Origin of the sequence: Citrobacter sp. W9 (genome assembly GCF_026719375.1) — a bacterium.
GTDB lineage: Bacteria > Pseudomonadota > Gammaproteobacteria > Enterobacterales > Enterobacteriaceae > Citrobacter > Citrobacter werkmanii.
Genome location: NZ_JAPPTE010000029.1, coordinates 1 through 14,426 on the forward strand (window position 1 = coordinate 1; position 14,426 = coordinate 14,426).

Consider the following 14,426-nt stretch of genomic DNA (forward strand, 5'->3'; position numbering starts at 1 on the left):
ACACACGGCAACAAACTCATGCTTCCAATCCGTGCGGGTACGACAAAGCGCCAAAGGTGGTGGCCTTCGGTAACGGGTGTAAAGAGGGAATTAGCTTGAAAGATACGGCAAAGTGCCGCTAAACTTACTGGGACTTTTGGTAGCTGCTTCCCTCTACGGAGCCGTTACCAGGTACAAAGAGCGCCAACTCCGAGTACCTTCGAAAAACCGCCCGCCAAGGCGGTTTTTTCGTTTCTGGCGTACAGAGTAGCGTTGATCAGACTGATCGATCAACGCTTTTTAGTACGCACTACTGCAAAAAAATACTCATATATTCAATACTATCCCGACAGGATAGTTGATAATCAATCGATCACGGCAAGGCTTCAACAAAGTCCGTCATGATATCCTTGATGGACTTCCCCTGCGCAGCTGCATGCATTTTCAGCTTGGTGTGCAACGCCTCCGGCAGGTCGAAATTAACCCGCTTCATCTTCACGGATCCGGCAATATCACCCATGGTCATTGCCCGCTTTTCACTGCTGGGACGGCCAGCTTTCAGCACGCTCATTTACTCACACCCTCATTAACTCATTTGAGTAATTCTAAAACTTCATCTGCCAAGTCACGTATTTCCTGGGCTGCATTGCTGTTAGGCTCAGCATCAAGCACGGTGGTACCTGCAGCTGCTGTGCTCGGATACGCAACGCTTTGGGTCACTCTCGCTGCCAATACCGGCAGACCATAACCCTCCAGCGCCTCTCTGATCTCAGCGCCGATCTTGGTGTTCTTGATGGCTCGACTTACCACAAACGCAGCCTTCAAACGGCCATCGGTCATCTCTATCCGCTGCTTCACCAGATCCACCAGATCAGAGGCCGCCCAAATATCGTAAGGAGAGGGTTGGACAGGGATCAGCACCAGATTGCTTGCCTTGATCGCGGATATCGCTAGGTCAGCGGCCTGCGGAGCACCATCGATCACGATCAAGTCTTTGTGGGACACCGCCTTGATATCGCGCTCGATGGTTGGCCTATCTATCCCCACCACTGGCACCGGTTGCTCATCACGCACTGCAGACCAATCTCTTGCGCTTCCCTGGGGATCGCTGTCGATCAACAGCACATCGCGACCCGCCACCTGAAAGGCTCGCGCTAGATGAGTGGCAATCGTGGTTTTGCCGCTCCCTCCTTTCTGGTTCAACACCGATATAACCAGCATGCCCACCCCACTCAATTGAGTTAATGAGTAAAGAAGTAAATCATCAAATGAGCTTTAGACGCAAGAGGTTGCCACTCCTTGTTGTTGTCTTGGTTGCTGTCTTGGCAGGAGTTCCAAGAGACTGGCCGCTATGCCACAGCTCAAGATTTAGATCAGTGGCTAACCTCTTGGGGCACTTATGCCGAAGGGCATATAACGCCCGCAATCAAAATACAAAAACGAACAATCAATATTTAGCTTTGATTAGCTATTTAGTGGCTGGATGGATGCCAGGCATGGGGCTAACGGGCAACATCCAACTACCAGTGACTAGGCAGCCGTAACCTGGTATGAAACACCCTCAAAATATGGATTTCCTCTCCCTTTACTCGGTATGGAATGAGGAACGGGTAAGGTTGCACCACAAGCTCGCGCGTACCTGGGACACGTCCCGACCTTCCCATCGAGGGCTGTTCGACCAGCAGATTAACCAAGCGATACACCTCGTGCGCAAACTCCTGGGCAACCCTGGGGTTTTCTTTTGCCAAGTAATCGTGAGCATCTTCGAGGTTCAGCGCAGCCTTACGCAGCCATTTAACCTGCATTGATACCCCACCGATTGAACTTCGCCATCATCTCTTTTTCAGATACGAAGTCACCCGCATCCGCTTCACGCAAGGCGGCTTCTACCTCCGTGATCTGCCAGGCCTCACGCGCCAAATAATCCTTAATAGCCTGGTTAGCCAACCAGGATTTAGTCCTGCCAGTGGACTGGGCTAACTGCCCCAACTGTTGCTCTACCTCGTCCGGCAAACGGACAGACATCACGCTCATACGCCCCTCCCGACACTACAATGTTTACAATATGCTACATACTACACCCTGAGCAGCAGCATGGCGACATGCCCGAGATGGCAATCTGGGTAACCGCAGCACCGGCGTGAAGAGGGCTCCTGAATGTCCGGCGCAGACAGTGAAACCACTCCTGCAGCTTCCCTCGATGTCCGGCCAAGACAACAGACAACAAAAAGGGGCGCCGGATTTACCGTAACGCCCCCTTATGCGCAATTATTGCTAAATCAATCATCCGTTAGGGAAGGTGCGGAATGACGGCCTGATCAATATTCAAGCGTCGAGGCCGACGAATAGCTGGTGAATAACCCTGAAAGAACTTGTAGAATGAGGCAATCAAGTATCACATAGCCATTATCCGGTTTTCCTTCCCATGTCCCCCATGCCACGCGTCGCTGTCCTTGGTGCGTCTTCTTCCCCTGTTGTCGGTATCGAATACGAGCGGCACCCCGAGTGGTCCGCGCTCGCGGCGCTGCCGGCGTATGACATCGTTCTGCTCGATCTGCCGGCGGTGCGCGCCGGCGAAGCGTTGCGCAGCCTGCGTATGGACAAGCGCTACCGCTTCAGCCTGATCTACTGCTGCCAGGAGCAGGACGCGTCTTGCAAGGCGCTGAGCGACGGCGCGCCGCCGGCTGATCTGAGCGCCCTGGTGCCGCTCTGGCGGCTCTGGCAGGAGCGCTTCGCGCTGTTCAACCGTGGGGTGGCGCCGGAGCGTTTCGAGTCGCGCGTGCTCGCCTGGCTGTGGTTGCACCCGCACGGCGCCATCCATGCGGTGCGCGATGCCGGCGTGGCGCAGCACTATCACTATCCGCTGCTGGAGGCGCTGGAGGACGACGAGTCGCCGAACGCCTTCGCCTGGCTACAGCTGATGACCCAGCAGGGCTGGCTGGAAGAGGGCGAGCTGGTCGATCGGGTGCGCCTGTGCGTCGGTTGTGGCTCCGGCCGGTTGAACTACGTGGATGTCTGCCCCGAGTGCCAGACGCTGGAAATCGCCCGTCAGCCGTCGCTGCACTGCTTCACCTGCGGCCACGTCGGCGCCCAGGAGCACTTCCTCAAGGATGGCCTGCTGCTCTGCCCGAACTGTTTCTCGCGCCTGCGTCACATCGGCAGCGATTACGACCGGCCGCTGGAGAACTATCGCTGCCGCAGCTGCCAGGCGTTCTTCGTCGATGCCGAAGTCGAGGCGCGCTGCCTGGACTGTGGCCAGGCCCATGCGCCGGACAAGCTGCGCGTGCGCGAGGTGCGTCACTTCCGCCTCGCCGAGGCCGGGCGATTGCGCTGTCGGCAGGGCTACTCGGCCAGTGTCGCCGAGACCGATCAGTTCGGTGCGCTCAACCTGCTCAACCAGAAGTCCTTCCACGAGCTGCTCAACTGGCAGCTGCAGCTGGTGCGGCGCTACAAGCAGCCGGCGTTCTCCCTGCTGGGGCTGCGGTTCGTCAACCTGGCGGCGACCATCAGCGCACTCGGCGAGCTGCGCGGCCATGCGCTGGTGGACAGCCTGGTGGAGCGGCTGCAGGAAGCCGTGCGCGACACCGATCGCTGCAGCCGGGTCAGTGAAGAGATTCTCTGGATCATGATGCCGCACACCGATGCGGCCGGCCTGGCAGTGGTGCGTAAACGCCTGCAGGAAGGTGCCGAGCGGCTGGCCAGCGAGCAGATCGGCCAGCTGCAGCTGCGTCAGATCGGCTTCACCGCACCGGCCGACCTGCTCGAACAGGAAGATGCCGCGTTGCTGCTGGCGCGCCTGAACGGGGAGCTGGGCTGAGATGGAGGGTTTCTGGCTGCAGTGGCTGGGGATTCTCGGCGAAATCGACAAGCCCGACGGCCTGGGCTATCTGCTGGTGATGCTGTTTCCGGCGTTTCTGTTGCTGGAGGTGCCGCTCAGCCTGGTGATCCTGCTCGGCGTGCTGCGCTGGTTCGTGCGCAAACCCTTCGAGCTGCCGGAAGGCAACAGTTACCAGCCGCGCGTGTCCTGCGTGATCACCTGCTATAGCGAAGGTCGGGATGTGCAGACCACGCTGCTCAGCCTGTGCGAGCAGACCTATCGCGGCGAGATCGAGATGATTCCGGTGGTCGACGGCGCGACGGCCAATCACGCGACGATGCAGGCCGTGCGGGATTTTCGCCTCGATGCGCAGTTGTATCCGCGGCGCTTTCTGCGGCCGATCGCCAAGTGGCAGCGTGGCGGACGGGTGTCCTCACTGAACGCTGGGCTGGAATACAGCACCGGTGAGATCGTCATGGCGCTGGATGGCGATACCTCGTTCGACAACGACATGGTGGTCAACGTGGTGCGCCATTTCCAGGACCCGGACGTGCCGGCGGTGGCGGGCAGCCTGCGGGTGCGCAACGCTCGCGCCTCGCTGACCACGGCGATGCAGGCGCTGGAATACCTGCTGTCGATCCAGCTGGCCAAGATCGGGCTCAGCGAGTGGAACGTGGTGAATAACGTATCCGGCGCGTTCGGCGCCTTTCGTCGCAGCTTTCTGCAGAAAATCGGTGGCTGGGATACCCATACCGCCGAGGATCTGGATATCACCCTGCGCATCAAGAACTACTTCGGCCGCCGGCCGCTGCGCATTCCGTTCGAGCCCCGCGCCATCGGCCATACCGACGCGCCGGTGACGTTCCGCCAGTTCCTCATGCAGCGCCTGCGCTGGGATGGCGATCTGTTCTTCCTCTATGTGCGCAAGCATCGCCACAGTTTCACGCCGCGCCTGCTCGGCTGGCCGAACTTTCTGGTGGTGCTGGTCAGCGGGTTCTTCTTCCAGCTGGTGCTGCCGTTCATCATCCTCGGCTACTTCATCGTCGGACTGTACTCGCTGACGCTGTCGACCTTCCTGGTGCTCGCCTGGCTGGTCTATCTGGTGTACTTGGCCAACACCCTGCTGGCCTACGTGGTAGCGGTGTGCATGGTGTCCGAGCGGCCGCGGCAGGACCTGTGGCTGTGCTGGGTGGTGCCGCTGTTTCCGCTGTTCATGTTCGTCATGCGCTGCTGGAGCGCAGTGGCGATCCTCAACGAAATGATCCGGCGTGGCCATGAGGAAACCTCGATGGCGCCCTGGTGGGTGCTGCGCAAGGCGAAGAGGTTCTGATGCGGCGAGTATTCCTATTGCTGGGTCTGCTGGGACTGGCTTCATCCTGTCTGGCCGAGGTATTGCCGCTACCGGCGCTGCTCGATGGCGCCAACAGCACGCCGCTGCTGCGCGCGGCCGAGGCCGAAGGTGCGGCGCTCGAGGCATTGCAGCGCCAGCGCGAGGCCGAAGCCGGCTGGCAATGGTTCGCCTCGGCAGGGACCGGGCGCTATCGGGAGCTGGTGACCGAAGAGGTGCGCGACGACTACTACGGTCGCGATCTGGCGCTCGGCTTGCGTCATCCACTGCTGGGCAGCCTGAAGCGCCAGCAGGATGCGTTGCGCAGCGTCGAAGACCAGCGCCAGCAACAGCAGGCGCGACTGCAGCTGGCGCGCCTCGAGCAGCGCCTGGCACTGCGCAGCGCCTATGCCGACTGGTGGCGAGCGCAGGAAGAACTGCGCTGGTGCGACGGCATCGCCGAGCCTGCACGGCGCGCGCGCGAGCAGCTGGCGGCGCGCCTGCGCGAAGGCTGGTTGCTGGCTTCCGAGGCGCGTCTGCAGGATGGCCGCTGGCAGGCGCTGGAGCGCCGTTGCGCCGCCGCCGGGCCGCTGCTGGAAGAAACCCGCTACAGCCTGCAGTCGCTGAGTGGACAGACCATCGAGCCGCAAAGCCAGGCCCAGACCGAAGCACTGGCGGCAAGCGCGCAGCCTCTGAGCGCCTGGTTGCAGCAGCTCGAGCGGCATCCACGTCTGCAGGAGCGGCGCGGCCAGCTGCGTCAGGCCGAGCGCAATCGGCAGAGTCCGTGGTACGCGGCGGTCGATTTGAGCTTCAGCGTCGCGCAGAGCTACGAAGACCGCAGCGGTGGCAACGAGCCGGGCAATGGGCTGGTGGCCAGCATCAGCCTGTCGGCGCCCTTCGACCCGCTGTCCTACGGGCAGGCGCGCGGTGATGAGGGCGCGGCGCGTCACCAGATGGCGCTGGCGCAGCTCGATGCCGAGCGTGAGCGCCTGGTGCAGGGCCTCGGCCAGGCACTGCGTGCGCAGCGCGCGGCCGCCGAAGACCTGCTGCAGGCGCGCCAGCAGTTGGAAGCGGCGGCGCTGGCCGTGCGTGAGCAGCGTCTGCGGCGCGCTGGCGACGTCGATCAGGCCTATCTGGGCAGCCTGGCGGCCGAGCTGGAGCACGGCTACGCCGGGCTGCGCCTGATCGCCGCCTGGCACGGGTTGTGGCTGCGGGAAGCGGCTCTGCGCCTGTTCGTGGACGACGATGTTGCGCACGCGCCGTTGCTCGGGCCGGCCACGCTCGACTGGCAGGCACCGGTGGCGGCCGCACACACGGCGGCGGCTCCCCGGGCGGTGCAATGGCAACAGGGCGTCTATCTCTGGGACAGCCACGCACTGCTCGACGAACAGCGCCGCGCCGAGGCATTGGCGCAACTGCGCGCGGCCGGCATGCAGCGTCTCTACCTCGGCCTGGACGCCGCCCAAGTGGCTGAGCCGGAGCGCTTGCGCGGCCAGTTGCGCGTGTTGCTCAGTGCCGCGCGCGAACAGGGATTCGAGGTGCTGCTGCTGCTCGGCGATCCGCACTGGCTACAACCCGAGGGTCGTCAGGGGTTGCTCGATCTGCTCGGTGAGCTGACGACGCTGCCGTTCGCCGGTCTGCATCTGGATCTGGAAGTCGAGCAGCTCGGCTGGCCGGTCCCCGAGGCGCGGCTGCGCGACTGGATGGATACGCTGACGGCGGCCGCGAGCGTCAGTCCCTGGCCGCTTGAGCTGTCCAGCCATCACCGCTGGTTCGCCGCACCGCGCGCCGGCGAATACTGCGTCCCCTGCGAGCTGCGCCAGCGCGGCGTGCGCCAGGTCAGCCTGATGATCTACACCCGCAACGCCGCACGCAGTGCGGAGCTGGCGGCGGATATTGCGCGCCGCTGGCCGGGACTGTCGTTCCGCCTGGCGCAGAGCGTGGAGCCGCAGCTGGCGGCGGATGAAAGCTGGAGCGCCGCCTCGCGCGCGCAATTGCAGGCGCAGACCGAGCGCTGGCGCCAGCAGTTGCAGCCACAGGCCGTTGCCGGCATCGACTGGCAGGACTGGTCTCACTATCCCCATTGAGCACATTGCATGAAGATCAAATTCTCCAGCGCCAAGGAGCAACAACCCACCCAGGAGCAGGGCCTGCAGGTGCTCTATGCGCCGGGCAAGCGCCTGGCCTTTCGAGTGCGCTGGTACCTCATTCTGCTGGCGGTACTCAGTCCGCTGCTTTGGCTGATCGGCCGCTGGGTGCTCACGCTGTGGCTGATCGAGGCGCCGGCTCAGCTGCATCTGCCGGGCAGCGAGCTGCGCGCCCGTGACGCCGCGCAGGTCCAGCAGCTGCTGGTACAGCCGGGGCAGCGGGTCACGGCCGGCGAGCTGCTGGTACGTCTGGACAACTCGGAATGGCGTGCGCGGCGCTTCCTGCTGGAGGCGGCGAGCACGCCGATGGAAAGCCCGAATGCCGCCAGCCTGGCAGCCGAACGGGCGCTGCTGCAGGAGTCGCTGGCGGGTGCCGAAGCGCGCGTACGGCAGGTCCAGCGGCTGCTCGATGCCGGCGCGGCAACCCGTGGCGAGTTGCTGGCGGCGACCGATCTGCGTGATGTACGGCTGCGCGAACTGTATCAGCTGGAGCAGCGGCGCCAGCCGGATGCCGGACCCGAACAGCGCCAGCGCGATCTGGAGCTGGCCTGGCTGGACAGCCGTTTGCAGGGGCTGGAACTGCGCGCCGAGAACGATGGCCGCGTCGGCGAAATCCTCGTCGCGCCTGGCGAGAACGTCGGGCCGGGCACGCCCCTGTTGCGCGTCGAGAGCGACGGCGAGGCGCAGGTCTGGGTTTATCTCGATCCGCGCCACGCTGCCGAGGCCACACCCGGAAAGCTGCTGACGCTGATCTTTCCCGACCATAGTCAACGCCAGGCGGTAGTGATTCAGGCGGTGGACGATGCCGCGCCGGTGCCGGTCGAACTGCGCCCACCGTTCAGTGCGCCGACACGCAGGCTGCGCGTGATTGCGCGGGTGCACGATGGTCTGCCGCCTGAGTGGCGCATTGACCGGCTCGGTCTCAAGGCGCGCTTCCCGCACCGATGGTTGCCATTTGGCGGCTGAAACGTCTCAGCCCGCCAGCCACTGCGGAATGCGCCGATCCAGGTAGTAACGCGGGCGGCGCGGTGTGCCTTCGACAAAGCCGACGTGGCCGCCGCGGCGGTGCAGCTCCAGGGTTGTGGTCGCCGACAGTTCGGTTGGTTCCGGCACGCTGTGGCGAAACACGAAGGGGTCGTCCGCGGCCTGGATCAGCAGGGTTGGTGTCGTGATCTCTGGCAGGTAGTAGCGGCTGGAGGCACGGCGGTAGTAGTCCTGGGCGTCGCTGTAGCCGTGCAGCGGTGCGGTGAAGCGACCGTCGAAATCCCAGAAGGTGCGCATGCCGTGCAGCGGGCCGAGGCTCTGCAAGGCACCGAGGTGGTTCAGCAGCCCCTCGCGCTGGAAGCGCTGCTGTTTGTCCCTCACGTAGGCCACCATCGCCTTCATGAAATGCGCGCGCCTGGTGTCCTGACAGACGCGCGGGAATCGCGGTTTCGCCACGATCCCGCATTCCTGCTGCTAGGCGACCCCGACTCGCGGCGGGGTCCATTCGCTTTCCTTCACGGCTGTGCTCACTGCCATGACGAGCTTGTCGAGATTGCTGGCCGTCACGCCCTCCAGTGCCGAACGCCCCCGCAGCATCGAGCGCGGCTGCAGCAGTGCATGGTAGATCTGCCAAGGGTCCGCACCCCTGGTCAGCTTGAGGACGGACTGGATCAGCTCGTGCTTGAGTGGGTCGAGGTGCCAGTCCGGCACCCGCTGGCCGCGGTTGCCCACGTTCAACGCCAGCAAGTTGCCCGCCTTGATCTCGTAGCTGATCCACCTGCGGGACTTGCCTGTCTCGCCTGATGGCGACGCATTTTTGCCTGATTGTCGTTTTCAGAAGGCGACTGCACGAAATATCAGGAGTCGGCTGCACTGCCAGAACTGGCCGCCTGCAAGGCAGCGTAGAGAGCGGTTTTTCCTACCTTGAGGCGTGCGGCGGCCTCGCGGACATTCAAGCCGTTGGCGACAAGCTCCCGCGCTCGTTGCAACTTGTCGGCAGTGACAACCGGCTTGCGTCCGCCTTTGCGCCCGCGTGCGGCGGCAGCGGTCAACCCGGCCTTGGTGCGCTCGCGGATCAGGTCGCGCTCGAACTGGCCCAGCGCACCGAACACATGGAAGATGAGCCGTCCGCCCGGCGTGGTGGTGTCGATGTTTTCAGTCAACGAGCGGAAGCCGACGCCCCGTGCTTCCAGCTTGCCGACCGTCTCAATCAGGTGCGGCAGGGAGCGGCCAAGCCGATCCAGCCGCCAGACGACCAGCACATCGCCATCGCGCAGATAAGCCAGCGCATCGGCCAAGCCGGGCCGGTCTGCCTTGGCCCCGGATGCCGTGTCCTCGAAAACCCGTTCGCAGCCTGCATTGCGCAGCGCATCCGTCTGCAAGGCGGTGTCCTGTTCCGCCGTCGATACCCGCGCATAGCCGATGAGTGCCATTTCCGCCCATTTGTCCGTTATACCGTCCGCCTATCTTATTGTCCGTCATCCCGTTGCGCAAGATGTTTTCGGACAGGCGTCCGGTTTGGCCGCCTAATGATCGTTTGGCGGACAAGGCGACTGGCATCAGCCGAACAGCTCGCTATGGGAGCCAAGCCGCGCCAGTCGCAGGGTGTCGGCGTCGGACTTGCGGTAGATCAGCAGCAGGTCGGGCTTGATGTGGCATTCGCGGTAGCCCGCCCAATCGCCGGAAAGATCGTGGTCGCGGTATCGCACATCCAGGGGCTGATCGGTCGCCAGCGCGACCAGAACCGGCTTGAGGTCATCATTCGTGCAGCGGACTCCTGATACTGTTCGTTCAATAGACGACTGCACAACTGCCTTCAAACCGCGTTGTCTGGTGCAGTCGTCTTCTGAAAATGACAAAAACTGCCCCTTGCGGCAACTGTCCAACAAACCACCGTTTGCTGAACACTTGCCGGGTTACGATGAAACACCAACAAATGCCGCTCACTGCCTGCCCTGCCACGCCTTCACGGCCTCGGCCTGCGCCTGTGCCGCATATCCTTCATCGAGACTGCCGAAGGTGTCCGCCGCTACCTCGTCCATTAGGGTCTGCAAGGCCGTGTCGGCACTATCCGCTTGCGCAACAAGTTAGGCCTGTCGGCGGGCTTCCATCGCTGCCTCGGCGGCTTGCAAGTCCTCTCGGTCTTGCAGTTCCTCCACGATGTTTTCGCGCCAAGTCGCATCACTGCCCGCCTCGTTGCATAGCTCGCTGAGACGCTGCGCGGCATCCTCTGAACGAGCAAAAAGCCGCGCACATCGCAGGATGCGGGCGGCTTCTTCCGGGTTGCCTCTGGCTTGGTCGAACAAGAGCATTTCGCCCACGGCGGCGAGGGCTTCAAGCTCAAGCTGCTTGTCGTCGCCGCTCATTTCGCGTGCGCCTTGTGCGCCTCAACGTAGGAGCGCAAAACAGCATTCATGCGCGACTGATAACGCTTGCCGGTGTGCTTGAAGAACTCCAACACTTCGGCATCAATGCGCAGCGTGATTTGCTTCTTGGTGTGGGGCAATTGCTCCGCTGCCTTCATCCAGACAGCATCAGGCAGATAGGGTGCATCGCTATAGTCGATCTGCTCATCCGGCATCGAGGCCACGGCATCCAGTCGCGCCTTCTGCTCGGCGCTCAACTGTGGCGGCTTCTTGAGGTCAAGAGTTCGCTTCACGATATTGCTTTCTTTCGTCGGCATTTGCTTTCCTCGCAGAGATAAGGCGGATGGTTTCCTCGTGTCGGACGGTGTAGACCACATACAGGACAGCCGAGTAGGCAAGCCCAATCGTTGCCCAACGATCTTCCCCGTAGTCCTCGCGTCCGTCGTAGGCTTCAACCCGCCCGGAGTCGTAAAAAACAAGCTCGGCATCCTCGAAGGAAACGCCGTGCTTTTTCAGGTTTCGTGCCGCTTTATCGGCGTCCCATTCAAGTTCCATTGTGTTCTTATTGTAGCGTCTTTTTGTAGTTACATCAAGTCTTATCGACTCATGCCGGGTGAGTTGTCGCGCTCGATCTTCTGCGCCTTGGCCTGCTCCTGCTGGCGTACAGGCTCGCGCCCTTCCAGCTTCTCCCACTGCTGGCGGTACTTCCCAAGCTCGGCGGCTTGCCGGTCGCCTGCGGCGCTGTAGGCATAGCGGGCGGTGCGCTGCGCGTAGTCGTTCCAGTCGCGCCCCTCGCCCTTCTGCCGGGTGGCCGGGGCGCACTGGCGGATAGCGCCCTCGATGGCGGCTTGATCGTGGCCGGTAACGCGCATCCGCACGGCAATCATGGAATCCACGCGGGACAAGTCCACCTCGCCGCCACGCTGCCGCTTGATCACGTCGCGGTAATGCCGCTGGTAAGCGTCGATCGCGCTGCCGCTGGCCGCTGCAAGCTCCAAGGCGGGCTTGGCTTTGCTGCGTTCTGGCTGCTGCGCCTTCAAGGCGGCCTGACGCTGATACTCGGCGTCGATCTGGCTGGACAGGGCCAGCGCCTTGACGCACTCGCGGCGCTCGGCCTTGAGCAAGCGCACTTCGGGATAGCTGCCGTCCTCGCGCTGGTGCTTGGGCTTGCGATTCTCGTAGCCGGGTGCGCGGTGCGGGTGGATGGCTCCCGATAGCTTCGGGTCGCCGTATTCACGGTTCAGGGCATCGCTCAGCCGGTTGCCCACGTCCTTGTCGTGGGCCGTCCCCAGCTTCGGCACGGTGATGATGGCCTGATAGTTGCCGGGGCTTGATTCCAGCACAACGGCGGGCCGGTAGCCGTCACGGATAAGCCGCTCCAGCTTCTCCCGGTTCATGTCGTCGATGAGGATGTGATGCTTCTTGTCCGATAGTGGCGTGTAGTAGAGGTTTTCGCCCCGGCGCTGTAGGCGCAGCATCTCCGGCGTGCGCTGCTCGATCTCCTGCGGCGTGAAGCCCCGCGTGATGCCGTCCTTCTTGTCGAGGATGAAGGTTTGCTTCCTTCCGTCTGCCTGCATCTTGATGGACGTTACCCGGTAGCGCTCCGCGCCTACCGCTTCCGCGTACAGCTCAAACTGCTTTAGCTGCTCCGATTTCATCGCCTGCGCCCTCTCCTGCTGTATCCGCTGCCGCTCCTGCTGGATGCGCTCCTGAAGCTCAGGATTCGTGATCTTGAAACCGTGCTCTGCTGCTAACTTCGCGCACATGGCCTTGTATTCGTCGTTCCCGGTTACGGTGAAGCTGCCCCACTTCTGCGCCGATAGCTGCAAGGCGGCAAGCGTGCTGTCCCGGTTGCGCCAGTCGTGAATATCGATGCTTTTTCCCTTGTCCACGAAAGACACACCCCCGCCCGCCCCCGCTTCTTCCTTCCGGCTGTAATGCACCTGCTGGCCCACGATTTCAGGCTGATAGGCGCGGATGTCTCGCGGCGTCGGCGGCTCGCCGCTCGCGCCCTCGATGCGCTGCGGCTCGCTGGCGCGGTGCCGCCACTGCTCGGCAAGCTCCGGGCTTTTCTGCATCCGCTGCCACTGCTCCAGGTCGGGATAGGGCCGGAACTGCTGCCGGTGCTGCTCGCGCTGCTTCTGGTGCTTCTCTTTCAAGGCTGCTTTCTCTGCGGCCTGCTCGGCGGCAATCACGCTGCGCATGGCGTTGAGCACTTCGCCCTTACCCTTCCAGTTGCCGCGCATGAGTTCATCGCGGCGGGCTTTCTGCTGCTCGGCAATCTGCTTGCGCTCCTGCTCCTGCCGCTTGTCCAGTGCCAGCTTGGCCGCGTTCTTTTCCGCGTAGTGCGCCTTGCGCCCGGTGATGTAATCCTTCCATCCCGGCACGTCTGGCTTGATCGGCTCTGGCTCGCGCTGTGCTACCTGCTGACGCTGCGGCGGCGGCTGGTAAGCTCCGAGTCGCTTTTGTAACTTGGATAGGCTCGCGTCCCGGTCTGCGCTGCTGGCCTTCACGCCAACATCACCGACAAAGAGCGTCGCCCCGCTGCCTGTTTTCTCGTAGCGCATCCCCTTGGCTGCTAACTCGCGGTGCAACTGCTCCCACGTCTGCGCCTTTTTGATGATCGGTGCGCCGTCCTCAATGGCGATGCGTTCGGCGGATTTCTCCCCGGTGCGGTTTTCCATGTCGCGCTTCGGCTGGGCTGGCTGGCGCGGCTTGTCCTTGTCGATGTGCTCCCGGCCTAACTCACCATTCTCCAACACCTGATAACGCCCGTTCTGCTCACGCTGCCAGCCTTGTGCGTTCTCGATTCGTGCTATCGCCTTGTGCGCTGCCTCAATGTCGAAGCCGTTATTGATCTTCACCACCTTGAGCGTTTCAGGATGCACGCGGTTGATGGCAAGGTGCAGGTGCAAGTTGTCCGTGTCGGCGTGCAAACCATAGATGGCTTGATGGTCTTTAACACCTAGCTCATCCATGAAAATGCTTACCGCTTCTTCGACCTGCTCCGGGCTGGGCTGCTCGCCTTCTCGCCAACTCAGGACATAGTGATTGATCGTGTCCTTGCTTCGCACTGCCTCTTGTGACAAGGCAATCATTTCTGCCGTCTGGCTCTGTGGTTCATCGGTGATGAATCCACGCGCCCCGGCATGGATGCACTTCTCCTGCGAGTTCTCACGCTCCGGCTCGCGGATGTAGTCGGTTAGGCGAGAAACGCGAACCGCCTTGCTTGCTGCCTTCTGCGGGTTCTTAACCTTCTTGACGATCACGGCTCAGTTTCCCGATGTAGGCTTTCAGGGCCACAAGTGCCCCGGCTGTGTCCTTGTTGTAAATGCCTCCGCTTTCGTTGTGGATGTGCTTGAGCAATCCACCGATGCGCCGCAGCTCCTTGAGCATCACGGCGTCGGCGTTGGCAATGATCGGCCTGCCGAAGTAGCGGCGGCGGACAAGCTCGGACATGCTCAACCCGGCAAGGTCGGCATCCTCTTTCAAGCGGGCCTTCTCCGCTGCGGTCAGCCGTACATTGATAACGGCGTCCAGCGGTTCCGGCCCCTGCGTTTCAAATGGCATCGTGTCTCCTTCTCGCCGGGGCGGGGGGCGGGGTGTGTCTTGGACAGTAAGAAGCGAGAGCGCCGCACTGTCCGGGGTCAAGGGGATACCCCTTGCAGGATAAGCCAGACCGTGAGAAGCGAAGCGCCGAATGGGCAGGCGTCCGTTGGAACCACGTGGCGAAGCCATGTGTGTTACAACGGTCATCCTGTATTGCTCATCCGCTCTACTATCGTATCAGCAGTTTAGGTGCACGG

Annotated in this window: 17 protein-coding genes; 4 read left to right on the top strand and 13 right to left on the bottom strand. The window is 62.5% G+C overall.

Going from position 1 to position 14,426, the window contains the following annotated elements; translation table 11 throughout:
- Positions 1–352 precede the first annotated feature (352 nt).
- From OOJ59_RS25140 to relB, 4 genes are all read right to left on the bottom strand, one after another.
- Positions 353–550: a plasmid partition protein ParG gene (locus tag OOJ59_RS25140; protein WP_139731038.1), complete on the bottom strand. Its 198-nt coding sequence runs from the start codon at positions 548–550 to the stop codon at positions 353–355.
- Positions 551–570: 20 nt separating this feature from the next.
- The gene (parA, locus tag OOJ59_RS25145) at positions 571–1,200 is read right to left on the bottom strand and encodes a ParA family partition ATPase (protein ID WP_202212049.1); all 630 of its coding nucleotides are present in this window, start codon (positions 1,198–1,200) and stop codon (positions 571–573) included.
- 299 nt (positions 1,201–1,499) lie between these two features.
- A complete protein-coding gene (locus OOJ59_RS25150; protein ID WP_139731036.1) occupies positions 1,500–1,784 on the bottom strand; it encodes a type II toxin-antitoxin system RelE/ParE family toxin in 285 nt (94 codons plus the stop codon).
- Positions 1,774–2,013, bottom strand: coding sequence for a type II toxin-antitoxin system RelB family antitoxin (relB, locus tag OOJ59_RS25155; RefSeq protein WP_042044878.1), 240 nt, complete (start codon positions 2,011–2,013; stop codon positions 1,774–1,776). The genes OOJ59_RS25150 and relB overlap by 11 nt, the downstream gene beginning before the upstream one ends.
- 400 nt (positions 2,014–2,413) lie before the next feature.
- Here relB and OOJ59_RS25160 point away from each other — a divergent pair, with 400 nt between their 5' ends.
- Genes OOJ59_RS25160 through OOJ59_RS25175 form a run of 4 tightly spaced genes read left to right on the top strand, consistent with a single transcriptional unit; the run spans position 2,414 to position 8,236 of the window.
- Positions 2,414–3,796 (top strand): diguanylate cyclase domain-containing protein, encoded by a 1,383-nt coding sequence (locus OOJ59_RS25160; protein ID WP_202212048.1) that lies wholly within the window; start codon positions 2,414–2,416, stop codon positions 3,794–3,796.
- Position 3,797: 1 nt separating this feature from the next.
- Positions 3,798–5,126, top strand: a complete 1,329-nt coding sequence (locus OOJ59_RS25165; protein ID WP_202212047.1) for a glycosyltransferase family 2 protein — start codon at positions 3,798–3,800, stop codon at positions 5,124–5,126.
- Entirely contained in the window at positions 5,096–7,210 is a 2,115-nt protein-coding gene (locus OOJ59_RS25170; protein WP_268063531.1) for a TolC family protein, read from the top strand. The genes OOJ59_RS25165 and OOJ59_RS25170 overlap by 31 nt, the downstream gene beginning before the upstream one ends.
- 9 nt (positions 7,211–7,219) lie before the next feature.
- Positions 7,220–8,236: an HlyD family secretion protein gene (locus OOJ59_RS25175; RefSeq protein WP_202212045.1), complete on the top strand. Its 1,017-nt coding sequence runs from the start codon at positions 7,220–7,222 to the stop codon at positions 8,234–8,236.
- A gap of 6 nt (positions 8,237–8,242) precedes the next feature.
- Here the strand turns inward: OOJ59_RS25175 and OOJ59_RS25180 are convergent, their stop codons facing one another.
- From OOJ59_RS25180 to OOJ59_RS25220, 9 genes are all read right to left on the bottom strand, one after another.
- Positions 8,243–8,710 (bottom strand): hypothetical protein, encoded by a 468-nt coding sequence (locus tag OOJ59_RS25180; protein WP_223916890.1) that lies wholly within the window; start codon positions 8,708–8,710, stop codon positions 8,243–8,245.
- 18 nt (positions 8,711–8,728) lie between these two features.
- On the bottom strand, positions 8,729–9,001 hold the full coding sequence (locus OOJ59_RS25185) for a hypothetical protein (protein ID WP_442781394.1): 273 nt from the start codon (positions 8,999–9,001) through the stop codon (positions 8,729–8,731).
- A 110-nt stretch (positions 9,002–9,111) separates the two neighbouring features.
- Entirely contained in the window at positions 9,112–9,687 is a 576-nt protein-coding gene (locus OOJ59_RS25190; protein ID WP_001173919.1) for a recombinase family protein, read from the bottom strand.
- A 126-nt stretch (positions 9,688–9,813) separates the two neighbouring features.
- Complete coding sequence (locus OOJ59_RS25195) at positions 9,814–10,113, bottom strand: type II toxin-antitoxin system YafQ family toxin (RefSeq protein WP_196240184.1); 300 nt, start codon at positions 10,111–10,113, stop codon at positions 9,814–9,816.
- A gap of 228 nt (positions 10,114–10,341) precedes the next feature.
- The gene (locus OOJ59_RS25200) at positions 10,342–10,620 is read right to left on the bottom strand and encodes a hypothetical protein (RefSeq protein ID WP_202211495.1); all 279 of its coding nucleotides are present in this window, start codon (positions 10,618–10,620) and stop codon (positions 10,342–10,344) included.
- A complete protein-coding gene (locus OOJ59_RS25205) occupies positions 10,617–10,937 on the bottom strand; it encodes a BrnA antitoxin family protein (RefSeq protein ID WP_045286807.1) in 321 nt (106 codons plus the stop codon). The genes OOJ59_RS25200 and OOJ59_RS25205 overlap by 4 nt, the downstream gene beginning before the upstream one ends.
- A complete protein-coding gene (locus OOJ59_RS25210; protein ID WP_015060221.1) occupies positions 10,897–11,175 on the bottom strand; it encodes a BrnT family toxin in 279 nt (92 codons plus the stop codon). Before OOJ59_RS25210 ends, OOJ59_RS25205 begins: the two co-directional genes overlap by 41 nt.
- Positions 11,176–11,216: 41 nt before the next feature.
- A complete protein-coding gene (traI, locus tag OOJ59_RS25215) occupies positions 11,217–13,889 on the bottom strand; it encodes a TraI/MobA(P) family conjugative relaxase (RefSeq protein ID WP_059385972.1) in 2,673 nt (890 codons plus the stop codon).
- Positions 13,870–14,190: a plasmid mobilization protein gene (locus tag OOJ59_RS25220; protein ID WP_021029055.1), complete on the bottom strand. Its 321-nt coding sequence runs from the start codon at positions 14,188–14,190 to the stop codon at positions 13,870–13,872. Before OOJ59_RS25220 ends, traI begins: the two co-directional genes overlap by 20 nt.
- Between the last annotated feature and the right edge of the window lie 236 nt (positions 14,191–14,426).

Coding starts and splice junctions, on each gene's coding strand:
- OOJ59_RS25140 (WP_139731038.1), bottom strand. CDS start 550: ATGAGCGTGCTGAAAGCTGGCCGTCCCAGCAGTGAAAAGCGGGCAATG.
- parA (WP_202212049.1), bottom strand. CDS start 1,200: ATGCTGGTTATATCGGTGTTGAACCAGAAAGGAGGGAGCGGCAAAACC.
- OOJ59_RS25150 (WP_139731036.1), bottom strand. CDS start 1,784: ATGCAGGTTAAATGGCTGCGTAAGGCTGCGCTGAACCTCGAAGATGCT.
- relB (WP_042044878.1), bottom strand. CDS start 2,013: ATGAGCGTGATGTCTGTCCGTTTGCCGGACGAGGTAGAGCAACAGTTG.
- OOJ59_RS25160 (WP_202212048.1), top strand. CDS start 2,414: ATGCCACGCGTCGCTGTCCTTGGTGCGTCTTCTTCCCCTGTTGTCGGT.
- OOJ59_RS25165 (WP_202212047.1), top strand. CDS start 3,798: ATGGAGGGTTTCTGGCTGCAGTGGCTGGGGATTCTCGGCGAAATCGAC.
- OOJ59_RS25175 (WP_202212045.1), top strand. CDS start 7,220: ATGAAGATCAAATTCTCCAGCGCCAAGGAGCAACAACCCACCCAGGAG.
- OOJ59_RS25190 (WP_001173919.1), bottom strand. CDS start 9,687: ATGGCACTCATCGGCTATGCGCGGGTATCGACGGCGGAACAGGACACC.
- OOJ59_RS25200 (WP_202211495.1), bottom strand. CDS start 10,620: ATGAGCGGCGACGACAAGCAGCTTGAGCTTGAAGCCCTCGCCGCCGTG.
- OOJ59_RS25205 (WP_045286807.1), bottom strand. CDS start 10,937: ATGCCGACGAAAGAAAGCAATATCGTGAAGCGAACTCTTGACCTCAAG.
- OOJ59_RS25210 (WP_015060221.1), bottom strand. CDS start 11,175: ATGGAACTTGAATGGGACGCCGATAAAGCGGCACGAAACCTGAAAAAG.
- OOJ59_RS25220 (WP_021029055.1), bottom strand. CDS start 14,190: ATGCCATTTGAAACGCAGGGGCCGGAACCGCTGGACGCCGTTATCAAT.